This is a genomic window from Paenibacillus tritici (assembly GCF_018207515.1).
GTDB lineage: Bacteria > Bacillota > Bacilli > Paenibacillales > Paenibacillaceae > Paenibacillus_AQ > Paenibacillus_AQ tritici.
The window spans coordinates 781,598-807,144 of the sequence record NZ_CP073365.1 but is presented as its reverse complement, the minus strand read 5'-3'; the positions used below and the strand labels follow the sequence as shown (position 1 = coordinate 807,144).

Annotated in this window: 18 protein-coding genes; 3 read left to right on the top strand and 15 right to left on the bottom strand. The window is 49.2% G+C overall.

Annotation, left to right across the window (positions count from 1 at the left end):
• Positions 1 to 86 precede the first annotated feature (86 nt).
• The 3 genes from KDC22_RS03535 (at position 87) to KDC22_RS03525 (ending at position 4,017) form a co-directional block, all read left to right on the top strand.
• Positions 87 to 863 carry a methyltransferase gene (locus KDC22_RS03535; protein ID WP_211722090.1) on the top strand — a complete coding sequence of 259 codons (777 nt, stop codon included), beginning with the start codon at positions 87 to 89 and terminating at the stop codon, positions 861 to 863.
• A gap of 253 nt (positions 864 to 1,116) precedes the next feature.
• Positions 1,117 to 2,958 carry an HSP90 family protein gene (locus KDC22_RS03530; protein ID WP_211722089.1) on the top strand — a complete coding sequence of 614 codons (1,842 nt, stop codon included), beginning with the start codon at positions 1,117 to 1,119 and terminating at the stop codon, positions 2,956 to 2,958.
• Positions 2,959 to 4,017 (top strand): hypothetical protein, encoded by a 1,059-nt coding sequence (locus KDC22_RS03525; protein WP_211722088.1) that lies wholly within the window; start codon positions 2,959 to 2,961, stop codon positions 4,015 to 4,017.
• A gap of 400 nt (positions 4,018 to 4,417) precedes the next feature.
• Here KDC22_RS03525 and KDC22_RS03520 read toward each other — a convergent pair whose 3' ends face one another.
• The 15 genes from KDC22_RS03520 to KDC22_RS03450 all read right to left on the bottom strand — a co-directional run bounded on the left by KDC22_RS03520 (position 4,418) and on the right by KDC22_RS03450 (position 25,118).
• Positions 4,418 to 8,479 (bottom strand): S-layer homology domain-containing protein, encoded by a 4,062-nt coding sequence (locus tag KDC22_RS03520; RefSeq protein WP_211722087.1) that lies wholly within the window; start codon positions 8,477 to 8,479, stop codon positions 4,418 to 4,420.
• Positions 8,480 to 8,843: 364 nt separating this feature from the next.
• Entirely contained in the window at positions 8,844 to 9,881 is a 1,038-nt protein-coding gene (locus KDC22_RS03515) for a hypothetical protein (protein WP_211722086.1), read from the bottom strand.
• Positions 9,882 to 9,931: 50 nt separating this feature from the next.
• A complete protein-coding gene (locus KDC22_RS03510; RefSeq protein ID WP_211722085.1) occupies positions 9,932 to 10,765 on the bottom strand; it encodes an FkbM family methyltransferase in 834 nt (277 codons plus the stop codon).
• A 39-nt stretch (positions 10,766 to 10,804) separates the two neighbouring features.
• Positions 10,805 to 11,617, bottom strand: coding sequence for an ABC transporter permease (locus KDC22_RS03505; RefSeq protein WP_173140985.1), 813 nt, complete (start codon positions 11,615 to 11,617; stop codon positions 10,805 to 10,807).
• A 4-nt stretch (positions 11,618 to 11,621) separates the two neighbouring features.
• Entirely contained in the window at positions 11,622 to 12,422 is an 801-nt protein-coding gene (locus tag KDC22_RS03500; protein ID WP_211722084.1) for an ABC transporter permease, read from the bottom strand.
• A complete protein-coding gene (locus tag KDC22_RS03495) occupies positions 12,409 to 13,413 on the bottom strand; it encodes an ABC transporter ATP-binding protein (RefSeq protein ID WP_211722083.1) in 1,005 nt (334 codons plus the stop codon). Before KDC22_RS03495 ends, KDC22_RS03500 begins: the two co-directional genes overlap by 14 nt.
• A 32-nt stretch (positions 13,414 to 13,445) precedes the next feature.
• Positions 13,446 to 14,624 carry a radical SAM/SPASM domain-containing protein gene (locus KDC22_RS03490; protein WP_211722082.1) on the bottom strand — a complete coding sequence of 393 codons (1,179 nt, stop codon included), beginning with the start codon at positions 14,622 to 14,624 and terminating at the stop codon, positions 13,446 to 13,448.
• A 42-nt stretch (positions 14,625 to 14,666) separates the two neighbouring features.
• Positions 14,667 to 15,755 (bottom strand): radical SAM/SPASM domain-containing protein, encoded by a 1,089-nt coding sequence (locus tag KDC22_RS03485; RefSeq protein WP_211722081.1) that lies wholly within the window; start codon positions 15,753 to 15,755, stop codon positions 14,667 to 14,669.
• A gap of 27 nt (positions 15,756 to 15,782) precedes the next feature.
• Positions 15,783 to 16,898, bottom strand: coding sequence for a UDP-glucuronosyltransferase (locus KDC22_RS03480; RefSeq protein WP_211722080.1), 1,116 nt, complete (start codon positions 16,896 to 16,898; stop codon positions 15,783 to 15,785).
• A gap of 46 nt (positions 16,899 to 16,944) precedes the next feature.
• Entirely contained in the window at positions 16,945 to 17,196 is a 252-nt protein-coding gene (locus KDC22_RS03475; RefSeq protein ID WP_173140995.1) for an acyl carrier protein, read from the bottom strand.
• Positions 17,197 to 17,209: 13 nt separating this feature from the next.
• Positions 17,210 to 18,145 (bottom strand): NAD-dependent epimerase/dehydratase family protein, encoded by a 936-nt coding sequence (locus KDC22_RS03470; RefSeq protein ID WP_211723875.1) that lies wholly within the window; start codon positions 18,143 to 18,145, stop codon positions 17,210 to 17,212.
• A 115-nt stretch (positions 18,146 to 18,260) separates the two neighbouring features.
• Positions 18,261 to 19,343: a hypothetical protein gene (locus KDC22_RS03465; protein ID WP_211722079.1), complete on the bottom strand. Its 1,083-nt coding sequence runs from the start codon at positions 19,341 to 19,343 to the stop codon at positions 18,261 to 18,263.
• Between the two features lie 2 nt (positions 19,344 to 19,345).
• Positions 19,346 to 20,833, bottom strand: a complete 1,488-nt coding sequence (locus KDC22_RS03460; RefSeq protein ID WP_211722078.1) for a class I adenylate-forming enzyme family protein — start codon at positions 20,831 to 20,833, stop codon at positions 19,346 to 19,348.
• The gene (locus KDC22_RS03455) at positions 20,830 to 21,069 is read right to left on the bottom strand and encodes a phosphopantetheine-binding protein (RefSeq protein WP_211722077.1); all 240 of its coding nucleotides are present in this window, start codon (positions 21,067 to 21,069) and stop codon (positions 20,830 to 20,832) included. Before KDC22_RS03455 ends, KDC22_RS03460 begins: the two co-directional genes overlap by 4 nt.
• A gap of 422 nt (positions 21,070 to 21,491) precedes the next feature.
• The gene (locus tag KDC22_RS03450) at positions 21,492 to 25,118 is read right to left on the bottom strand and encodes an InlB B-repeat-containing protein (protein ID WP_211722076.1); all 3,627 of its coding nucleotides are present in this window, start codon (positions 25,116 to 25,118) and stop codon (positions 21,492 to 21,494) included.
• Positions 25,119 to 25,547 lie beyond the last annotated feature (429 nt).

The following is a 25,547-nucleotide window of genomic DNA, read 5'->3' as shown; positions in this document are numbered from 1 at the left end:
GGCAATAGATATAAACTGAATAGCAATTATATATTTCATTTATAAGCTGTACATCGCTATACTGGATTTCAAAGGAGGGGAAGCCCATGACTCACTCGACTTCCAATAACCAATGGCAGGCGGACACGTATGATCACAAACTGGACTTTGTCTCCAAAATGGGCGGTGACGTCCTCTCGCTGCTACAGCCTCAGCCCGGTGAACGCGTGCTGGATATCGGCTGCGGGACGGCCGACCTGACGGCTAAGATCGCGGCAGCCGGAGCGGTGACGGTCGGCATCGACCTGTCGCCTGAGATGATCGCACGCGCACGCGACAAGTACCCGCACCTGAGTCTGAGCGCCCAGAATGCGTACTCTTACCGGGCAGCCCAACCCTTCGATGCAGTGTTCTCCAACGCAGCATTGCACTGGATGAAGGACGCGCACGCGGTCGCGGTGACTGTGGCAAGCGCGCTAAGGGACGGCGGGCGATTCGTCGCCGAGTTCGGCGGCTATCGTAACGTCGCTGCTCTCGTGAGTGCGACCGAGAGTGCACTGACGGCGCATGGCTATGCCCCGCAAGGACGCAATCCGTGGTACTTCCCTACCATCGGCCAATATGCGGCAGTACTGGAGGAGCATGGCTTCCTCGTTATGCTGGCCCAGCATTTTGAACGGCCTACACCCTTGCACGGTGAGAGCGGAGTCCGTGATTGGCTGGACATGATGGCCGATGACTTCTTCTACGATGTCAGCGCGGAGCACAAGGCAGCGATCTATCAAGCCGTAGAAGATCAACTGCGGCCAGAGCATTACCGGCAGGGGCAATGGATCGCAGACTACCGGCGGCTGCGAGTCTGCGCGGTGAAGCAGGCCAACTGAAATCAGACGACAATCACCCCATTTTAACTTAGGCGAAATTTCTCAGATTGCCGGGAAACCCGGGTCATAAGGACCCTGGGTTTCTTTTATTTTTCAATAACTACCTGCTCACGGGAAACAAGGCGATTGGCAATATCTGTTTCTTACAAGGCCGCTTCTGGGTAATTACATAGGGCAATATGCGCCTACATAACCTCTAGTTGTTGGCATGAAGCACAACCAATATGATTACAGAATAGGAGAACATACAAAAATGGAGAACCAAAACCGGGATACTTACCGCTTTCAGGTTAACTTGAGCGGGATGATTAACATTTTGTCTAACCATTTGTATAGTAGCCCGAAGGTATTCCTCAGGGAGCTGCTGCAAAATGGCATCGACGCGATTACTGCACGGCAGGCTTATTCCCAGGGGGGATACGAAGGCAAAATTCATGTCGAGGTAAGCGGGACCTCAACCGGGGCGACCTTATTAGTCGAAGATAACGGGATCGGGTTAGACGAGGCAGAGATCCATGAGTTCCTGGCGATGATCGGACAATCCTCCAAGCGGGGAGAAGATTTCCTATCCACCAATACCTCTTTTATCGGACGATTCGGCATCGGGCTCTTGTCTTGCTTCATGGTGAGTGACGATATCGTCATGGTTACCCAATCCGCCAAGGGCGGACCTGCACTGGAATGGCACGGGAAGCCGGACGGTACCTATACGATCCGCAAGCTCGATGGAGAATACGCTCCGGGCACCAAGGTGTATTTGCGTTGCAAAGAAGGCTCAGAAGCTTACTTCGAGGAAAATAATCTCCAGGAATGGCTGTTCCATTACGGCGCTCTGCTGCCTTATCCTATCCAGCTGGTGTCCGATCATACGACCCGCTTGATTAATCCGCCATCCCCGCCGTGGGTCAAAGATCCGCAGCTGGCCCGGAAGCATCAGGATGAGGTCTTGGCCTTCGGCAAGCAGGTGCTTGGAGAGACATTCCGCGATTTCATCCCCCTGCACACCTCCTCGGGCCGGACGGGAGGCATCGCCTTCATCCTGCCGCAGGCAGTGAACCTGAGCGCCAAACGCAATCACCGGGTATACCTGAAGCACATGCTGGTCTCCGAAGCTGCCAGCAATATCTTGCCGGACTGGGCGTTCTTCGTCAAATGCCTGATCTGGACCGATGAGCTGCAGCCGACCGCGTCCCGGGAGCATTTCTATGAGAACGTCCAGCTGGAGCAGGTGCGGGAAGAGCTTGGGAACACCCTTCGTCAGGAATTGATGCGTATGGCGGAGTACCACCCGGATCGCTTGCAATCTATCATCTCACTGCACGCCTTATCCATGAAGGCTCTCGCGGTGGAAGATTTGTCGTTCTATTCCATTATTCATGAGTGGCTGCCGTTTGAGAGCACCTATGGCAGGAAGCTGCTTGGCGAGCTGAAGCAGCAGCCTCCCCTCTACTTCACGGCTACTCTGGACGAATACCGCCAGATTACCCACGTGGCTTCGGCCCAATCTATGCTGGTTGTGAATGGCGGGTATATCTATGATGCCGAGCTGCTGGCCCAGCTTCCGCTCATTGACCCGGATGTGCAGACGGAGCGGCTGCTGCCGGAGGAAGTGTCGTTATCCTTCACCGATATTACCCCTCAAGAGCGGCTGGACTACTATGAATCTATAAAATTAGCAGACAGCGTGCTCCAGAAGTTCCGCTGCCAAGTGCAGCTCCGCCGCTTCAAGCCGGAGGAGATTCCGGTACTCTACACGCTGTCCGAGGAGTCCGCCCAGTGGCGTGTACTCCAGGCGACCAAAGAAGTGAGCACTGACGTCCTCTCTTCCGTGCTGGGCAGCCTGGGAGCAACGTTAAAGGATACGGCATACGCCACGCTCTACTTCAACCTGAACAACCCTGTCATTGAGCGGGCCTTCCATTCGGCACATCAGGCGATGCTGCCTGCCATTGTGGAGATGCTGTACTGCAATGCGTTATTGATGGGACATTATCCGATGAACCGCCAGGAGACAGCACTTTTGAACCAAGGCATTATTCAATTTATTGATTGGGGCATCACGGCAGCCGGTCACGCAACAGGAGGAGAAGAATAGATGAACCTTACCGAGATGAGTTTCGAAGATTTGATGGAAGAAGCCTATGGTATGCCGGGAGGAAAGGCAAAGATGGAACTGCTGGAGCAGGCGGTACGTGTTGCCGATGCCGCAGGAGATATCGATCAGGGCTATGAGGCCCGCAGCGAAATCGTAGAGCTGGGCAGCTTCCACGGCTATCCGATGAAGACACTGGTCGCCTTTTCCTGGCAGCTCGGCCAGTATGATAAGAACCCGGGCCGTTTCGATGATTACAGCCTGCTGTGGTCGTACAAGTGGGTGCTGGACCGCATTACTGCTTTTGCAGATATTAGCCGTGTGCAGATTGAGAACCTGCTGGAGGACATGAAGGCCCGCTATGCGGCCGAAGGTTACAGTAGCCGTACCTATCACTATTACCGGGCACACATCTTCGCGGAGTTCGGGGAGCTGGACGCTTCCCAGGCCGAATGGGACATAGTACAGTCCATGGAGCGGGATGGGATGAGCGATTGTATGGCCTGTGAGCAGCACCACCTTGTGGAGTTTCTGGCGAAGCGGGGAGATGACGAAGGAACCCTGAGAGCTGCCGAGCCGATTCTCAACGGTACAATGAGCTGTAGCGAGGTGCCTCATGTGACCATCTCGAAAGTGCTGTTTCCCCTCCTGCGGCTGGGCCGCCAGAAGGAAGCGGATAAGCTTCAGAAGAAAGGCTACAAGCTGGTCAAAGGAAACCGTGACTTCCTGTATCACCAGGGAGAGCATATCGGTTACCTGACCTTGACCGATCCGGTCAAGGCGCTGGAGGTCTTCGAGGAGTATATTGCCTCCTCTCTCGATCATGAGAACCCGGCCGATCAGATGATCTTCAACGCCTATTCGGCCAAGCTGTTCCGCCGGCTGGCGGAAGAGTCCATCCGCTTCCAGGTCAAGCTTCCGGCCGGGCACCCGTGTGAGCACCAGACCGAAGACGTAGCTTCGCTTGCGAAGCATTTCCAGAAGTTGGCTCTCGCTACAGCGGAGAAGCTGGATAAACGAAACGGTAACGGCTACTATACCGAGCTTCTGAAACAGTTGTAGGTTGTGTTTCGGCAGCGTTCTATAAGAAGCGTTCTATAAGAACAGACGCAAATAAGAGCAGCTCCCGTGATGGGGGCTGCTCTTTCGCATTATTCATACGTATTCAACCTTTGGTTCGCTTATCGTAGCGCTACTGTCCAATAAACGCAAATAGACCGCCCATCTCGCAAAGGTATGCGGTCTATTTGTCTATCCTATTTGCCAGAGGCCTACCGCCCTTAAAAGCGGCTATTGCTCGGGAGAGTCGTGTTGACGCACGGCTCTCTTAGCATTGTACGCCCGTTCTGCTTATACTATACCACAGCCGTTAACGAATGTTAACACCTGTGCACGTAACGGATTCAACAGAAACCGCGCCAGCAATAGCTGTCACGGTTTCCGTCATTCTTATGCGGCTCTCTTACTTATTATAGAGTCTGTAGAGGAATACCGCCGCTTCTGCTTTGGTAGTGTTGCCGGCCGGATTGATCTTGTTACCGCTGCCTTGGATAAGCCCTTCCTTCACCATGGCGGCTACGCTGCCGAGTGCATAGGAAGCCACTTTGGACTTGTCGGAGAATCTCTCCAGATCCGTAGCCGTACCAGGGTTATTGAGCTTCTTCTCCAGCTTCAAGGCTCTTTCGGTCAACACCATCATGTCCTGTCTGGTGATCTTCTGATCGCTGCCGAAGCTGCCGTTGTTCTGGCCATTCGTAATCCCAAGAGCCTTGGCAATGGCAAGTTCATTATAGTAGTAAGCATTCTTCTGTACATCGCTGAAATTGTCATCTGCCTTCGCAGTCAAGCCAAGTGCTCTAACAAGGGAGTACAGGAAATCTGCTCTGGTGATATCCGTTGACGGATGGAATTCACCGCCCTCAGTCTTGAGAATATCCTTGGATGCAAGGACTTCGACCGCATTCTTGGCCCATGCTGCCTTTCCGAGATCTGTGAATGTCTTGGATACATAAGCTACTGCGAAATCGCCGAGATGAGTAGTTGTGAAGGTTACCATACCGGTCTTGGAAGCATAACGTCCGCTTGGTACGGTCATCACCTTTCCGCTCTCATCCATGTACCGGATAACTATCATTTCAGGATTCTTCAATTCATCCGCAGACGGCTGGTAAGGCACGGATACGGTTACAGGTGCACCGGGATTGCTCCAGGCTGTTTCTTTGCCGTCCACTTTAAGGCTAAGCTGAATGATCGGTCTATCGCCTAGAGCCGCCTTCACTTCCGCCGGGAGCCCCGACTTGTCGCCTTTTCCAATCTCCAGCGCTACTTCCTTGCCGCTGCTTTCAGGTGTGCCTGTCAACATATTACCGGAAATGACAACCTGACCGAATTCAGTGGAAATGGTCAGTTTGTTATCCTTTGCTCCGTTTGTCAACGCTGCGGCAGGCAAGCCTACTGAGTATGAATTCACTCCTTGCGCCGCTGGTATGTCCAGGGTAACATTTTTCTCGATGAATTCCTTTGCTCGTGCCAGATCCGATACCTTAACTGATGCAGTCGCATTGTTCACAGTCGCCGGCATGGTTACTTTCTGGCCCTGTACTACTGGTGCAGCAGGTGACGGTGTTGATGGTGTTGCAGTTGCTACGGTTCCAGGGCCTGAAGGCACTTCAGGTACAGGCGTTGCAGATATTGCAGGCACAGGTGTTGCAGATGGTGCAGGTGTAGGTGTTGCAGATGGTGTTCCTGGTTCTGGAGTGGACGGAGTCTCCGTCTTGTCATTGGTTACTTTCAGGGTATACGTCTTGACCCTGCCGTCTGCACCTGTTACCTCAACCTTTATATCCGTTCTTGTACCAGGTGTCAGCGATATAGCTTCGGAAGCCGTACCGCTGGCAACCACCTTATCGTTCACTTTAAGGGTTGACCTGCTGTCCGCCGCTGCCGCTGTCACGGTAATGCTGCTGGCATCCTTCAGGGACACATCGTACTCTGTGGTGGCCGCGTTGAACGCTGGCTCTAGTGTGCCTGCACTCAGGGACAAGCTACTGAGGTCAGCGTTCACGCTATTAGGTGTATAGACTCCAAGATCGCCAAGGTCGATGGCATTGTTCCCGATGGCCTGATATTCGCCTGCAAAGTAATCATCCAGATACGAATGTCCAAGAATGAACCGGTCCGGCTTCATAGCGCCATAGTAACCGGCATTCGCATTACTCTGACCGTCAAACAGGACATAGCTTCCCTGCCATCCGGAACCGGTTACGCCCCAGCTGATGATATGATCAATATACGGGGCGAACTTGTTGAACGTTTTGTACAGCAATGCGTACTGATAACCAAGGGCGTCCGACTGTCTCACATTGAGCACTGCGGGAGCGGTCGCGCCTCCTCCGGGGGCATCGGTAGGCACCTTAAGGTCAAGCTCTGAATAGGTAATACCCGACAGCAGACCACGGTCAACGAGTGAGGCATAGAGAGCCATCGCATACTGGTTGTCGCTTGCAAGGGTCTTACCCACCGCGTCATGTCCCTGGATTCCGATGTCTTCGATCAGGGGTCTTCCGTCATACAGCGGATCGGAGCGCCATGCGGTATTTAATTCAAGAACCATGTTATATACGGTTCTAGCTTTACTGCGGGTGGCAACCCCGTAATCGTTGTAGGTCAGCTTCGGAGGATTGTCAACGATGTAACTGTCAATACTGCCTTTAGTGTCGTGTCCATCCAGCTTCATGTACTCTGGAAGGTTAGCGTAATTGGCTTTGTAAGCTTCCGCCATCTTGGCGTTGGGGGCCGCGATGTGCGCGTTTTTGAAGAGCAGGTAAATGTAATGGTCAGTGATGTCGCCGCCAATCTGATCATCCGACATGGCAGCAAGCCAGTTGGTGTGCTTCAGGCTCGTTCTCCAGCTGTTCGCATCCTGCGGGATGAGCTCGCTATGGCGGCTCTCGTGAACCTCTTCGTTGAGTACATCCCAGGAATTGAAGGGAATGACGCCACGGGATTCGCTTGAGCCGTACTTCGTATCTGTGGTCAGGAAGTGCCGCATCACATACATCGTATGGTTGAACTGCACTCTTCTCGCCATTTCTTTGTCTACCTTAACCGTGGTTGTAACGCCATTGCCCAGTCCGTAGAAATTGGCAGAGCCGTTATAACCGGAAGGAAGGTTCGCAGGAATCATCTGCGCCATCCAACCAGGGGCCTGGTTATACCATGCCAGAACATGACCGTGAGACTTATACTGTCCGGGAGTTCCCGAATCTCGGATCGCCTGATAAGAGTTAGTCGGGAAGCTGTATTCCGCTAAGCCAGGGGCAGTGGTTGCACCGTTCATGGCCTCGCCGTTCACGTTCTTCAGCCATTCCGGACCACGGGGGTGCGTGCCCTCGGCCTTCAGATTGTTGCCGTCGACGAAGATCTCATAGTGATTGGCGCGGGTTCCGGTTACGGGCCCGGTGCCGATCGCACCGACCATGAACAGGCCATTCTCCTTATTGTACAGACTCTTTAGAGGCGCTACGGCACTCTGGTTTTCCTTGTTGACTACGTTCGGAAGCGCAACGCCTTTCGGGTCAGGTGCGGTAATCTCAATGTTGGCGACAAGCAGCATACCGTTCTCTGCCGGACGGGCATTCTCGCCATGAAGCTCCAGAATGAAGTTCGAGGAATTGCCCGCTGAGGCATTAATGCTGTGATGCACCTTCAACCAGGATTCGCCGTTATAGCTGCCCACCCAGTCGGGATTCAGGTTGTTGTACTGGTATTCCCTGAGGTAGCTGTCGAGGTTATCGCTGGTATTTCTGACTCTCCATCTCATGAATTTGCCTTGCGCGCTCTTGGGATAGTATACATCGAATTCAATCGTTGATCCCGCTGTGACATTAACGGCCGGGGACAACGGCGATTCGAGACTGATGCCGCCGAACGTGCTTTTTCCATTGTGGGCGTAATTTATCTGAAGCACTTCCGCTTTACCCTGGGCATCTGTAAAAGGATACGGGATCGTCTTGAATGAACCACCGGCAAAGTCGGCCGGGACACGGTTATCCAGCGGAGTTCTTGCCTTCCAGGCATTCGTAGGCGCGGTAACTTTTACAGAAACCTTACCCGGACCCGGGTCAAGACGGAAATAGGGATCCGAACCGTCAGATTTGATATTTGCAGTAAATTTCATTATGGCTTCTTTAAGGCTTGCAATAGCTTCGTCGGTGGGAGTGTTCACATTACGTGCGAGCTCAATCGCATCATTCAGAGCTTGGAGCTCGTCAACATGCACCCATGGTAAAGCCTGGTTCACATCGGAACCATAGACCGATCCATAGACAGACTGGCTGACTTGGAGCGGGAACTCCAGATTACCGGTTTTTAGGGCTTCGGCTTGCGCAATGAGGTCGTTCAGTTCAACGGACGGTTCCTCTCCAGCCGCAGCCGCCGGGACGGGAGTATACGTGAAGATGGAGAACAACATGATGATAACGAGAAGGCGGGAGATGCTGATTACATATTTTCTACTGTTCATCTAAGTTTGACTCCTTTTCTTATGGAGATTCTTATCCTTGGTTACGCCAAGTCTGACTTGACAGTCAATCCCGCACCTCCTTCTGAACCTAATGGCAGACCATGTTTGAAAACGCATTCACAAAAGCGGATGGTTAGGCTGTAATAGCTTTCATATTAACAACAGGAAGAGAAAGTCTAAATACGGGTAATGCACGAATGATTTTAATATATTACGAAAGTGGACACATTTCTCGGCTCACCCTTCCAGGAAGAAGGAGATCTGGTGTGGTAATGGAATATCTTCGGGTGAACGCAAAATAGACCGCCCTCCCAGCAAGGGCTTGCGGTCTTGTAATTACGACGGGTGGCTTGTGGGTTCAGCTTTACAATCTCGCAGCCTTTAACATTAAATAAAATTGATTATTAAAATGCACTTCATTCGTATATATTTTTGTTAATAAACCCATGCACTTATCTATGATTTCCCCAGTGAACGTTTGGGACATGATGGCTTTATTCGAATAGAACCTTACCGTTTTCCAGTCATTAATAATTTGGTCCAGTAACGGGTCAAGCGTATCTTTGGCATTGATATGATCAAGGTTGTACTTATAGAGCGTATTTAACCTGTATTTCTCAGAACATTTTCTATAAATAGTACTGCTTAGTGTTTCTATAATCGTTTCATTGGTTAGAATGAGCTCGAAATTTTCTGCCAACAACAGTATACTATTCAGACTTTCCGTGATTTCATTTTGATACCTGAACATATTTTCTACAAATTTATTGATGCTGGTGTGTGCTGACTTCTTATGGTTCAAGATCTCATGATCAGCGGGGGACACTAGTGCATATTCCCAAAAGTAATTTGGCATCTTAACGTGTTCCGAAGTCATGCAGGACAATTTAAATTCTGAGAATGGTAAAGAATATGGTTTGTATTCTGTAATATCATCAACCGTATATATTTCCCCGTTCGTAAGATTGAAGCCATAGACAAAAACAGGATGCAGTCCATGTTTTTTGTTATAGTAGAATTCTCTCCCGCGTTGATAAAATAAATCAATAAAAATAGAAATCGGATGACCCTTAGAAATAGAGTTTATGATTTCATCTTGTAAAGTATCTAATGTAGGAGATTCTCTGCGAATAGAGATGCCCATTTCCTCAAGAATCTGATCCCCCTCCTCGAGATCCAACACTTCTAACTTGAAATATCCTCTTGTGTTTATTTTTTGTTTATCAAATCTATAAATACTAATGACATTATTCAAAATCGGCAGCTCATCTTTTTCGAAATAATTGGCAAGCGTTAATAACAAATTGTAGTCGCAACTAAAATAAGGAAAGTTATGATGAGGAAACATTTTGTTCATGCCGTCGAAGGGTTGAAAGGTATCCAGGGAAACAATTTCATCCATAAAATAGTTCTCCTAACCTAAAATTATTGTCGATTTTACGGCTATATTACCTACATTTGATTCAGAGCGTACACATTATAGTAATTTGGAATATTCAAGTCTTCGTAGTAGTCGATTGAGACATTGAAGCCATTGCTTCGGAAGATGTTTTCGAGCCTGTTGATCTGCTCTCCATCCAGTCCGTGTACCTCCATTACAATTTGCCTGATTTTGCCCCAATCCTCCGGATGGATGCCTTCCAGCACCTCGAACTCACTTTTTTCCACGTCGATTTTGAGCAGATCAATTGGGTTCAGATCGTAATAGCGGATCATTTCGGAGATCGTAGTTAGCTTGCATGGATAGATTTGTTCATTCAAAAGCCTCGGCGACATCAGATGATCAACAAACCGGTTTAGCATTCGCGGGTCAGGGAAATCATCTCTGTAATGGTTGATTAACCCGTATCGGAGATCTAGATCGTGGTTCTCCCGGTATTTGATCTGGACAGAATCCGTGGACATCGTAGGAAAATAGGCAAACTCCGCTTCCTTGATCTCATTGGACAGCCCAACATTAACCGTCGTTACGCGAGGCAGCGAGCTCGTATTCATCTTCAAGAGTTCAAACGTCGGAGGCAGCGGCTCAAAGGCATATACCCTGCAGTTGCTCTTGCTGCTGACATATAGGGTGAACATGCCGATATTAGCCCCGACGTCCATAACCGTGCCATGATCCGGCAGTGTAATCCCGTGCTTGAAATACATCTCCTTGCGGAAAATCTCGTTGTAGAGGAACTCGGTCTCGCCTTCATTGTTTTGATAGATTTCGATCCCGTTGTGCAGCCGCTTCTTGGCAGTGGCTTCTGTCTGCGGTGAAAAGCTCTTGTGCTCGATCCTGCTCATCCGATTCACCTTCTCAACAATTTATTTGGGGGCATTTCTCTAACTGCTGGCGCTCTCATAGTGTTTGACGGCCAGCTTCCAGAACAGCCTGACCACTAGAAGCGATATCACAGGAGCTGCAAAAATCCATATCCCAAGGAACAAGTCCAACCGGTCGATCAAATAAACCGACGGCATGTTGGTGATAAACAAGATAGGCACGACATACAGTCCTATTCTCCGCAGCCATTTGGGGTATATGTACATCGGCATATTATTCAAATCCCAGCATTTGTCCAGTATGTCGAAGATCGAACCGGACTTCACCGTCCAGAAGGCAAGAATCTGCGGAAGCAGCAGCACCGAGTAGGTCACGATCGTGCTACTCAAGATCACGCCGATATATCCGGCCAAGTGGATAAAGCTTGGATCGATGCCAAGACGCTGCCAGGCCAATACGATCATCGTGATCCCGGCGATCAGGTTCGGAATCGGAAACGCGAAGTTCACGTGCCGTAATGAAATCATGAACTGCAGCGATAGCGGCTTGGTCATATACAAGTCCAGCGTCCCGTTGCGGATATGGCCGGCGAATCTATAAAAGTTATCCATAAACAGTCCTGTATAGATTGCGATCATAATCGTATAGGTCCCGGTGAAGATCATCATCTGGTCAGGAGAAATTCCGTTAATTTCGATCCCTAGCTGGTAAACGAAGATGATATAGATCAGCTTGGACAACAGAAATACGGTCTCCATGATCAAACCGGAGTAGAAATTTGCTTTGTATTCCATGTAACCGACCAAGCTGTTCTTCGCAAAAATAAAAAACATACGTACATGCTTCCGAATCTCAGACAAGCTGATACTCACAGATCTAACCTCCAACGGCTACATATTTCTTCATCCCGGAATCCCAAGACAACTTGGAAATGATCATAAGCACAATGACCCAAACCGCCTGTAAGAGGAGCCCGGGCACGATTTCATGAATCGTCAAGCTCCCATTGATGATCTTAACCGGGAAGTATACGACATATTGAAACGGTAAATAGCTGGAAATTCTGGCAAACGTATCTCCGAAAATATTAAGCGGAAAGATGGCGCCACTGAGCAGATAGACGCCTTGGTTGAACGCGATAAAAACGCCCCAAACCTCAGTAATAATGAACGCGAGCGCACTAATCGAATAAAAAAGCAGAAAGTTGATGAGCAGCCCGAACAGAATGCTGACCAGGAACAAAACGATCTGCCCCGCTCTAAGCTGAAACTCCCAAATCTGAGTAAACACGATCATCAGAATGACGAATAAGACAAGGACGACCGCGGTCTGAACCGTTTTCCCGCCGAAAAAATTGCATATCCGATAGCTGAAATAATGAATAGGCTGAGCGATAAATTTGCTCAGTCCACCCGTCTTGATATCACTCGCGATCTCCCCTTCGAAGCCGGCAGAAACCAGCTTGGAGACGACGCCGGACAACACGGAATAAATGATGATCTGCGAATACGAATAGCCGTTAATAATCTCCTGCGGCGAACTGCGAAACACGGCTGTCCAGAGGAAGCATTGGACGAGTATGATGAAGCCGCCGCTGATAATACTCATCAGGAAATCGGTCCGGTATTCCATCTCATTCTGAAGCGCAAGGATGTACGTCCTTTTATACTTCTGCAAGGCTTTCATGTCTGACCCCATCTTTCTGATATAAGCTTTCGATGCCCCGCTCGACAGGTATATCTTCAACTGTGAAATCAAGGATCGGGAACCGGTCCAGCATCATCTTGGAGAGCTGCTGAAGGTCATGCTTATCAATCTCCATGACGGCATTCAGGCCGTCATGTTGAGTAATAACGCCATAGTCGCTTAGCGCTTGCCTCGGTACTTCGTCCGTAAATTGCAGCTTGATAATCTTTTTGGTATGGAACAGCTCGTTCACACGCCGGAGATCGCCGTCGTATACGATCTTCCCTTGATTGATGATGATCGTTCGTTTGCACAGATCCTCAATATCCGCCATGTAGTGGCTTGTCAGAATGACCGTTGCCTTCGTCTGCTGGTTATAATACTTCAGGAACTCCCGAATGCGCTTCTGCGAAATCAGATCGAGTCCGATGGTAGGCTCATCCAGGAAAATCACCTTGGGCCGGTGGATGAGCGATGCAATTAACTCCATCTTCATCCGTTCCCCCAGCGAAAGCCTCCGCACCTGAATATTGAGCAGGTCCTTTACGTCAAGAATCTCCGTAAGCTCATCCAGGACAAGGTTGTAGGGCTTATCCTCGACCTCATAGATACATTTGTTCAGGTACAACGATTCGTTCGCCGGTAGATCCCACCACAACTGCGATTTCTGCCCCATCACGATCGAGAACTGCATCTTGAATTCTTTTTTTCGCTCCCAAGGGACATAGCCTAATACCGTCGCCTGCCCGCTTGTCGGATACAAGATGCCGGACAGCATCTTAAGCGTAGTCGTTTTGCCGGAACCGTTCGGGCCTAAGAATCCGACCATCTCACCTTGCTCGATGACAAGTGATATTTCGCTAACCGCTTCTTTGATCAGTGATTTCCGCTTCACTAAATTTTTGAACGATTTTTTGAGCCCCAGTTCTTTCTCGTAGTATTTGAAGCTTTTGGATAAGTGTTCCACTTGGATAATGCTCACTGGTGCACCTCATTTATGTTCATTTAGAATCGTTAAACACCGTGCAAATGCAAGACACTGCACTTGGAACATGCCGGTGTCAGTCGTTCGTCCATCATTTCCCTTATCCTTCTGTAAGTCATGCTATGCCATAATTCCTGTACAGACGTTTCATTTAATTTGCCGATCTCGAACTCCTTGAAGAATTTGCAAGCGATAATCATTCCATCGGGCGTAATGTCCATCCGGTTCGAGAGCGCCAGGCACTTCTTGTTCATCGTGCCTTTGCCCTTCACCTCTTTGCCGAGCACGAAATCTTCGATCTGGTCATGATCCAGATTCGGCTGGTAGCGCAAACGCATTTTCCAGACCCGATGATTCACCCGGTCCAACTCGCTCATAAGAGCAGGGATACGCTCCGGATCGAGCTTGTAGTTGAAGGCGTGCCAGCTTCGTTCGCCCTTGTGCTCGCTTGCCGGAAGGAAGTCGAACTTCTGGTCGAAGTAATCGTCCATTCCCTGTGAGCATTCGTCCGAGATGTACCACGGGAAACAGACGATGACCAGATCTACGCCGACGCCCTCCAGAAAGTCCAGCAGATCGTAAAGCTTGTCGGTCATACCATCGTTAACGACGGTATGGATCGAAATTTTACCCCTGAACCGGTTCTCCTTGCGCAGCTCGACCAGCTTCCGGATTGCATCTATCGCCTTATTAAATACCCCATTGCCGCGAAGCGCATCATTCTCTTCTTCGAATCCATCAAGCGCAATGAGCAGCTCCAGGTTGTCGGAGATTCTCTGCAAGGCGTCCAGCTTTCGCTCGATCAGCACCGCATTCGTGCAGATCGTCGTCTCCCGGGGATGGGCTTCAAGCAAATCGGCCAAACGGTCGAAGTGGCTGTATACAAGCGGCTCGCCGCCCCAGATATAGAGTCTCGACTTGGCTGGTTCCGTCTCAAGGATCAGCTTCTCCAGCAACCCATAGTCGAGCTGTTCCCGCTGCTGCTCCGGTGTCATGAAGTGATGGTAGCCGGTGTCGTTCCATTGATAGCAATGCTTGCAGCGCAAGTTGCATTGGTTCGTCAGTTTAATCCCGACCGACTCTGGCAACGGTGTCGCGTAACCCGCTATTTTCTCCATGTTCCGCTTGGTTTCCATCGTATTCCTGATGGTACGTTTCAATATTTGCAAATCCTTAGCGGAATGTTTGATCTCTGATTTCGGATTCATATCAACACACCCTTCTTAAACGTAATAGGTCATTCACATGAATCAGTAGATGTAATACCTTGAACAAGCCGTACAGATCGGAAGCATATTTTTTTTCATATACGCGCGATACTCTTTGTACTTGTCACTGCTCCAGATATCCAGCAAATTCTCTTCGTTCACGTTGCCGAAGGTCAAATCATAGAAGGCATGGCAGGGCGAAACGTCGCCCCTTGCCGTAATCTCCGCATAAACCCATGGAAGGGAGCACTGATTTCGTTTATCAGCCATCTGCTGGAATTGCCCCGAGAAATAGTTGCGCAAATTCAGTTCATCTATCGTCTTCGGATAGGTGACCACATGGATACGGTTTTTCAAGCAGTACGCTTTGACATGATTGAGCTGTCTCGTCAATTCCGGAATGTCGATCTCGCTGAACGAACTAATGTCCCGCCACACCATCCCCTTGGCATAAGGAGCTTCATGCACGCCGAATTCCTCACTAAGAACCTCCACATATTGGGCATACTGCTCTTCCGTGGCATAGAGCTGCACTTCCATGCTGATATGGTCGAGCATCGACAAGTCAATATGCTTGAAGAAAAATTCCTCGACGTACATATAGTTCAAGGGCGTAATGATAAAGGATACACCCAGCTTCGGAAATTGCTTGCCTTTGCTTTGCCGGAGCTCATAGAGCTTCTCGATTCCCTTGATTACTTTCTTGAATACGCCTTTGCCCCTCTGCCTGTCGTTGATTGCCTCAGGGCCGTCGAGCGATACCCATATCTTATTAGGAGCATTCTCGGCAAGCATCTCGGCATGCTGCTCGAGCAATGTGCCGTTCGTGGGGAAGTCCGCTACGCTTCCATAGTGATTGATCATGGCGAGAATGTCGCTCAGCCAAGGGTACATCAGCGGCTCGCCGCCGAAGAAATCGTAATACGGCTTGCCGGGGCTGCACTGGACGATGATCTTTTTGATCAGATCCGGGTCCAGCTGCACTAACGTTTTTTTGCTTTTGTACGAACCTTCGAGTCCCCACTCATAGCACATCTTGCATCGCAAATTGCACTCCTCGAGCAGCTGCAAGACGATCCATCTCGGATAGCTTGTCGTATCTCGGGCGATACTCAATTTGTTGACGCTCATCGCATAACCCCTTCTGCCATTGAAATCTTACCTCATCATTAACGCGACTCTCGAACAATAATAATCCACATAATTCGTCCGTTCTCCGGGCCTGTTCCTGATCGCCTGATGCATCTCCTTAAGGACATCTACGGAAAAATCCATCTCCCGCCACTTCTCGTAGCGTATTCCGAACCCAAGCGACTCCCACAATTCCAGATTGCTAAGCTCATGACTGCCGAACGGCTCCAGCAGAATAAGAGGGGTTTCGGATGCAAGCGAGTCGATCAATGTGCCCGCTCCCGGCTTGGCCACGATAGCCATCGCCTCCGAAGCGACGTCGAATAACCAATGATGATCAGCCTTAGCGGCGTATGATTTCGTATCTTCTCCCGCTACTTCAATGTAAGGCGGGAACTCGTGCAGGCCGCTTCCGCTCTTCACCCATGAACACCAATCCGGATCGTTCATCCAATACCGGTGATCGGGATCGGACTTCGCTTCCTTCCAGTCGTAAGCTACGATATCAAGCCCATAATTATGGCTGGCAAGCTCCGGAACTTTACTTTGATAAGTGCCCATCCCCCAGCCGCCGCCATGAACAACAAGCCGCCGCTTCCTTGATTCGAAGGGGATTGGCGTACCAGAAAGAACCGGGATTTCGTATCGGATCGCCATCTTATCGGTGTCATAGAGACAAGCATTGTAATAATGCTCGTCATACCGGGGATGAAACTTCTTCAGACTCTTCCAAGACGGGGCCAGATCTGAATCGACGTAGAGCAGGTCTACATGAATTGGATTCGGCAGCATCTTCTCCCTGTACAAATCCAGAATATAACCCCAGTGTCCGGATAGCGATATGAATTCGTACCGTTCTTCCGCTTTCCACGCCTCCAGCAATAGCTCTACCTGGGCATCATCAATGCTGCTCCGGATATCCATCGGCATTCGGGCCGAAAAATTGGCAAGTGCGAAATTATTGTGGTAAGCCTTCCTGCTGTCTGCAATATGATCCCTTTTGTCTTGCTCCAGATAGCTTTCGAACACGAGCACTTCCGTCGCGATATCCCTCTTCTTGAATGCGCTTGCAGCTAATAGGCCGGGAATATAGAAACCCAGACCGAAACCCGAGCATAGAATCGTTACTTTCCGCTTACCCATAAATTCTCTTCCTCCATCCATGGTTTCAAGCGCTTGCGTCTATCGTTCATACAGATGCCGTCTTCTGCAGCTCCGAGATATAATTGCAGAAGGTCGTAACCGACTCCAAAAAATCGAAGTCAAACTGTTCGAAATCGATTTCAATATCGAAACGCTCTTCCACCTTTAATAAGAAAGTAATTAGCTGTAACGAGTCGAGTCCCCCGTCTTCCATGATGCTGGAATGCTCGTTCAAGCGGTTTGCCAGCTGGGCGTCGTCCTTGATTTCGCTTATAATCGCTATGATCTGTTCTTGCATAGGTACCTCCCGTTTAATGGATATATTGACCTTGGTAATAATGGATCGTTCTAGCGAGTGCATCATGCAAACCGATCGCCGGTTCCCAGTCCATAATCGTCCTTGATAGGGTAATATCCGGCTTCCTTCTCCTAGGATCGTCTTCCGGCAGCGGGAGAAACTCGATCTGCGCGTTGGATTTCATGAGCTCCTTCAAGACTTGGGCGACTTCAAGTATGGTGACTTCCTGCGGATTCCCCAAATTGACTGGCTGTTCATACGTGGTGCCCAGCAGTCTTATAATCCCTTCCAGCAAATCGTCGATATACTGAAAGCTTCTCGTCTGTCTGCCGTCGCCATAAATCGTAAGGTTTTGCTTGGACATGATTTGATTAATGAAATTGGTAATGACACGTCCGTCATATAAATCCATCTTCGGGCCGAATGTATTGAAGATTCGAATGACCCTTACCGGTATGCCGTATTTCCTGTTCATCCAGTAGGTGATCGCCTCTGCATACCGCTTCGATTCGTTGTAGCAGCTTCTTGCTCCAATCGAATTCACGTTGCCATAATAGTTCTCCGGCTGAGGGTGAACGGTTGGGTCACCGTAGATCTCGCTTGTTGAAGCCAGGAAAAAAGCGGCCTGCTTTTCATTGGCCAGATGCAGCAGATGCATCGTTCCTTCGCTGTTGACCCTCATCGTTTCGATCGGATAGGACAAATATTTGGGCGGGCTGGCAGGACTTGCGAAATGCATCACCCAATCGACCGGGCCTTCAACGGCGAGCGGATGAATGACGTCATGCTCGATAAACTTGAAATTTGGCGACCGTAAGAGATTGTCCATGTTGACAGTGGACCCGGTCAGAAAATTATCGACACCGATAACGGTATGGCCTTCCCGCAGCAGCCTCTCGGCAAGGTTGGAACCAATGAAGCCTGCGACTCCTGTTAATACAACGAATATAAAGATCCCTCCTTTGCTTCAGGCTGGTTAAACAAGCAGGAACTGTGTGGAGCTTATTCAATACGCTGTATCGCAATGATTATAATCCCAGCATCACTCCCTCCATATGTAATACCTAGAACACTACCGGCTTCGGAATGCTTACCTTCTTCAGCCATCGTTCAAGGAATATTGATTCTTCATTCTCTATATTCGTTATCAGTCTATATAAGCTTTCTGAAATGCTCACATCCCTTGTCAAATTATATTTAAACGCTACATTCACAAGGATCTTCGCCTTAACTTCAATGGCTGTGAATTCATCAATATGCTCTTGATTTAAATGAATAAGATGCCGGTTATCGTACAAATACTTGAGTCTCAGCGTCATTATCTTCTTATGATCATAAAGTAAATGAAAGGGTCTGATATCAAGCTTAGACTTATTTTCTGAGGTCTCTTTCACATAATTAAATAGAGTTGTGTATATTTGCATGCCGAAGTCAAGATTATCCCTGTCGCCGCCGTAGTTGAACATCTCCCAATATTCCGGCGTTTTTTTAGTAAAATAATTTCTTATAGAATTCACTAGGGTATCTGCACTGAATTTATCCTGATATTGATCATTGAATGTATACAGATACACCATTTCTCTTAGATAATCATGATTGGTTGTTAGATGATTAGTGTTGAACGCAAGATTGAAATCGGCAAATGATATCTCAGCTTGACTATAAACGCCGTTCTTAAAGAAATCGGAAACATACAATATCTCTCTATTTAAGTCATAGCCGTAAACAAATATGTCATGATGCAAATGGAGTCTATGATATCGATCGCTTAGGGGCACGTTGAAATAATTCACCATGGTGTGGATATAATGATTAGCATTAATATTTTCTATAATAAAATGAATAACAGAGTCCCATTTAGTTGTTACAGTATGCCTATGTATCTTCTGAGTCGAAATCCACTTGCATGCATCCGAAGGGCGCAGCTCATAAGTCAGAGGGAAATAAAAATCTCCCCAATTATGTTTATAATCCTTGTTAATAAATAATTGAATATAATTGCAGAATATCCATGGGTGTGCGCACTCGTAATGGGTAAGTATGGACAAGAGATGCGCATGCTGCGTATAGGTTGTAATCATCGGATAACTTACCGGCAATATTCCGCTGCCCAAGGTTTGAGTTGTATTCTTCAACTTTTCGTTCACCCCTACTCCTTTAGCAATAAGTGCTTCGTACTTGCCCTGTCCAGTTTTCCTGTTTTTGTTTTTGGAATTTCATCTACAATCCTCCATTGACTAGGCACTTTATACGAGGACAAATGCAAGTTGCAATGTTTGGTCAGCGCCTCTATATCAACCAGACATTCTTCACTAACTTTCAGAAAGGCGATGGGTACTTCGCCTAATAGATCATCGGGCACACCAACAACCATGACTTCCTCCACTTCTTTCACGCCATATAAAAACTCCTCAATTTCTTCCGGATAGATATTGATACCGCCGGATATAATGATATTCTTCTTTCTGCCTGTGATGATGAGACACCCTGATTCATTCCAATATCCCAAATCTCCTGTCTTTAACCAACCATCAACAATGGTTACGTTCGTTAACTCCGGGTTGTTGTAATAACCGAGCATCACATTTGGACCCTTGACCCAAATTTCTCCGGCAGCAGCTCCTTCAACCTCATTCTCATCTTCGTCAACAAGCCGAATAGAAACGTCACTGATGGGTGATCCACAGGATAAGCAGCGGTCTCCCCGGTCCATCATGCTCACCCGCGGAGAAGCTTCTGTCAATCCGTAGGTTTGAATAATGTCCGCTTGAGGAAATACAGTCTGAAGATTGTCTACTAATCTCGCGGGAATCGGCGCACCGCTTATCACAATAAATTCAATGGAATCAAAGGCACTCCAGTTGGTTGTCTGATGATAATCGGAAACAAAGTGCATCAATTGCGTAGGCACCGCTGAGAATGCCGTGACCGCCTTATCCTGAAAGAGTCTAAACGCTGTGCGCGGCAGCAAGGGCAAGCTGATAAGCCTAATTCGGGTACCAAATAGCATGCAAGAAATCAATTGCGTGACAATCGTAGAACTGAAATGAACGGGCATCGTTACAAGAAACGAATCTTGATCCGTATAACCCGCCTTTCTGCCATGTGCCAACGCATTCGTTAATACATTCCCATGGGATAACATAACGATTTTAGATTGTCCGGTTGTGCCCGATGTAGGAAGGAGAATCGCACATGAATTGGGATCGGACGGATTCGTGAGCGAGATTGCTTCAAACGAAGGCACCGGTTCTTGCGAGAAATCCTGAGCGGTAACCCAATAAATATGGCAATTCAAACCCGCAGGCTGTGCATATTTGCTGATAACCAGCTTGGCGTCACTGGCATTTAGAATATTTTCAATCTCAGTTTTGGATGCCGAGTAAGGAACCGGTATTAGTACATGACCGCTGAACTGAATGCCAAGCGCCGCAGTAATGAACAAGGGCTCATTATTTGTGTATACTGCAAGATGGCTTCCGGCCTCAAGCTCAAAGTTCTTTTTGATATATAAAGCAATTAAGTATGCTTCTGTCATCACTTCCGCATAAGTCCACTGCTGCTTCAGATCTTGAAGGATAATATGATCCTTGCGATCACAAGCCTCCATGAATAAACGTTGAATGATAGTCATCATATCGTTTTCTCGATCAAATAATTAAGGATTAATCCGGCCGTGGAGAACTTCTCAAACAATAGATCCTCATCAGGGATTGAGATATTAAACTTCGATTCCATTGAAATAATAAGCTTGATGAAGCCCGCCGAATCGATCCCTTGATCCAACAAAGGGGTATCGTGGTCATCTGGATACTTGATGTCAAGCTCAGCAAAAATTTCATCTCTCAAGATAAATTCTATTGATTTAGACATCAGGTTTCCTCCAGTAGATAATCTTTTAGAAAGGCTGATTAGAGAGGATAGCATACATGGTGATATTCACTAATGAGTAGGTGAAAGTGAGTGTGAAGGAGAATAATCTCAAAACGATGGACAATGTGGAATATGACTCGGTGCAGAATGAAAAGCAGAAAAAAGCATTTTCCCAAGCGATAAAGCCCTGCTGAAAATGCTCTACTTATCTACGGTGAATGACACCCTTAAATGGATATGTTTAGTATAAATTGCAAATATACCAATTGTCAACAATTTTAAAATTTAAGCATTTGAAATGTCCAAGTCATGTATATTAAGGCAAGGGCTATCCCCTAAGCAGCAGCAGTTAATCGAACCGCTTTAAGGATAACCCTTGTTATTTACTTCTAATAAATCAGTTTGAGTTAACAATTTTCACTTTACTTGCTCTTTTGAGCCAGCATGTTCAGCAGAACCGTTACGGTCTCTGCTCTTGTTGCATGATCCTCAGGAGCAAATTTATTGCCGCCTTTCCCTTGCACGATGCTTGTTTGCTTTACATAAGCAACCGCAGCTTTTGCCCACGCTGGAATGTCCTTGTCGTCTGCGAAGCTAGTTGCCGTGACATTCGCTTCGCTATATTTACCCAAAGCACCTGCAATGATCACTGCCATCTCTGCACGTGTAATTTCCCCAGCTGGACGGAAGGTACCGTCCTCATAGCCATTAATAATGCCTGCTTGCACCGCTTGCGCGACCGCTATCTGCGCCCAGCTTCCGATCTTCGCTGTATCTGTGAACGTCAGCGCCGCTCCTGCTCCTTGCGTCTTCAATGCATTCATCAGCATGACGGCAAATTCCGCACGAGTCACGGTTTTGTCCGGCTTAAACGTGCCGTCCTGATAACCAGTGACGATTCCGCTGCTTACCGCTTGGTTAATGCTTGCCTTCGCCCAGTGTGCAGATATATCGCTAAAGTTAATCGTTGGTTTTGGCTCACTTGCCGGTTGCCCGACAACCATTACCGCAAATTTTGTAAATTGGGTTACTGCTGCGGTAATCTGATTCCCCCTAACAACACTGCCAACTTCCACCCATTTCTTCTGCACTTCATCATAATAGAACACGGCTGCTCTTTGATTACCGCTCAATTTTGTCGGATCAAACTTAAAAGTCAGTGTTACCGGTTTACTGAAGTTCTCTGAGAAATTTTTCAGAATCTCGAAGATTGGACTAGCCAGAACGTCTTCATCCGTTAGAAGATCTTGAGTCCCAGTAAGTTGTTTAATCGTTAATTTCAGTTCTTTGTCCGTTGCATTTGCCGGAATATCTATTGTGATTGCATCTCCCAAACTAACCTTACCCATTCTGCCTGCGGGAAGCGATAATTCACCATTTACTGAGATTACTTTGCTGTTATCTGGTAGTGTAGGGATGCCGCCTCCACCTCCACTGCCAGTACCGTCACCGCTACCGCTACCGCCACCAGGGCTAACTGTCCACTGCGCGTACAGCGTCACATTCGCCGCTCCCATGCTGAACGTTACATTTGCCGCATAGCTTGTGCCACTTCCATTCGCCGCCGTGTTCCAACCTGCGAAGGTGTTGCCCGTCTTCACCAAGCTCCCCGTGTTGCCCAATACGGTTACCGCTGCACTTTGCGCGTACGAATTGCTGTCCGTCGGCACGGTTCCTCCCGTGCTGCCATTGCCGTTATACGTTACGGTGTATGCCGGGTTGGTCGTCCACTGCGCGTACAGCGTCACATTCGCCGCTCCCATGCTGAACGTGGCATTTGCTGCATAGCTTGTGCCACTTCCGTCAGCCGCCGTGTTCCAACCTATAAAGGTGCTACCCGTCTTCACCAAGCTTCCCGTGTTGCCTACTACGGTTACCGTGGCATTTTGCGCGTACGGATTGCTATCCGTTGGCACGGTTCCTCCCGTACTGCCATTGCCGTTGTACATTACGGTGTATGTCGGGTCGGCCGTCCACTGCGCGTACAGCGTCACATTCGCCGCTCCCATGCTGAACGTGGCATTTGCTGCATAGCTTGTGCCACTTCCGTCAGCCGCCGTGTTCCAACCTATAAAGGTGCTACCCGTCTTCACCAAGCTTCCCGTGTTGCCTACTACGGTTACCGTGGCATTTTGCGCGTACGGATTGCTATCCGTTGGCACGGTTCCTCCCGTACTGCCATTGCCGTTGTACATTACGGTGTATGTCGGGTCGGCCGTCCACTGCGCGTACAGCGTCACATTCGCCGCTCCCATGCTGAACGTGGCATTTGCTGCATAGCTTGTGCCACTTCCGTCAGCCGCCGTGTTCCAACCTATAAAGGTGCTACCCGTCTTCACCAAGCTTCCCGTGTTGCCTACTACGGTTACCGTGGCATTTTGCGCGTACGGATTGCTATCCGTTGGCACGGTTCCTCCCGTACTGCCATTGCCGCTATACATTACGGTGTATGTCAGGTCGGCTGTCCACTGCGCGTACAGCGTCACATTCGCCGCTCCCATGCTGAACGTAGCGTCCGCCGCATAGCTTGTGCCACTTCCGTCAGCCGCCGTGTTCCAACCCATGAAGGTGTTGCCCGTCTTCTCCAAGCTTCCCGTGTTGCCTAATACGGTTACCGCTGCATTCTGCGCGTACGGATTGCTATCCGTCGGCACGGTTCCTCCCGTGCTGCCATTGCCGCTATACATTACGGTGTATGTCAGGTCGGCTGTCCACTGCGCGTACAGCGTCACATTCGCCGCTCCCATGCTGAACGTAGCGTCCGCCGCATAGCTTGTGCCACTTCCGTCAGCCGCCGTGTTCCAACCCATGAAGGTGTTGCCCGTCTTCTCCAAGCTTCCCGTGTTGCCTAATACGGTTACCGCTGCATTCTGCGCGTACGAATGGCTGTCTGTTGGCACGGTTCCTCCCGTGCTGCCATTGCCGCTATACGTTACGGTGTATGTCGAGTTGGTCGTCCACTGCGCATACAGCGTCACATTCGCCGCTCCTATGCTGAACGTGGCACCTTCCGCATAGCTTGTGCCACTTCCGTCGGCCGCCGTGTTCCAACCTGCGAAGGTGCTACCCGTCTTCACCAAGCTTCCCGTGTTGCCTAATACGGTTACCGCTGCATTCTGCGCGTACGAATTACTGTCCGTTGGCACGGTTCCTCCCGTGCTGCCATTGCCGCTATACATTACGGTGTATGTCGGGTCCGCTGTCCACTGCGCGTACAGCGTCACGTTCGCCGCTCCCATGCTGAACGTTGCATTTGCCGCATATGGTGCTCCTGTTCCGTCGGCCGCCGTGTTCCAACCTGCGAACGTGTTGCCCGTCTTCACCAAGTTTCCCGTGTTGCCTACTACGGTTACCGTTGCATTTTGCGCGTACGGATTGCTATCCGTTGGCACGGTTCCTCCCGTGCTGCCATTGCCGCTATACATTACGGTGTATGTCAGGTCGGCTGTCCACTGCGCGTACAGCGTCACATTCGCCGCTCCTATGCTGAACGTGGCACCTTCCGCATAGCTTGTGCCACTTCCGTCGGCCGCCGTGTTCCAACCTGCGAAGGTGCTACCCGTCTTCACCAAGCTTCCCGTGTTGCCTAATACGGTTACCGCTGCATTCTGCGCGTACGAATTACTGTCCGTTGGCACGGTTCCTCCCGCGCTGCCATTGCCGCTATACATTACGGTGTATGTCGGGTTGGCCGTCCACTGCGCGTACAGCGTCACATTCGCCGCTCCTATGCTGAACGTGGCACCTTCCGCATAGCTTGTGCCGCTTCCGTTCGCCGCTGTGTTCCAACCTGTGAAGGTGCTACCCGTTTTCACCAAGCTTCCCGTGTTGCCTACTACGGTTACCGCTGCATTCTGCGCGTACGAATGGCTGTCCGTTGGCACGGTTCCTCCCGTGCTGCCATTGCCGCTATACGTTACGGTGTATGCCGGGAGATCAATGTTTTGAAATATGTCTCCTCTGTTACCTACCGCGATAAACGTGCCGTTGCCGTAGGTGACGCCATTAAGAGACCCGTACGTACCCTCATACCTTTTCGTCCAACTCACTAAGTCACTGGAGGTATAGATAGAATTAAATGATCCCACACCCACATACGCACCATTTCCGTAGGATACACTATGAAGGACGCCAGAATTTACCAATTCACATTTCGCACAGATAAGGCCCGACGTGGTGATTATACTCCAGCTCACTCCGTCAACGGAGGTCAATATCGTTGTTCCGTCTACTGCCCAAGACACAAACTTACCATTTAGGTATTTGACACCTTTAAGATCAGCCGCAGTGCCCGAATTTCGGTTCGTCCAGCTCACTCCGTCACTCGAGGTCAGCATCGCTCCACTTTCTCCCACCGCCACAAACTTTTGGTTGCCGTAGGTGACGCCCGTAAGTGTTGAAGTGTTGTTTACATTGCGATCCGTCCATAAGTCCGGATCCCCAGTCGTCGTAGAGGTGTATATGGCTCCTTTATCTTC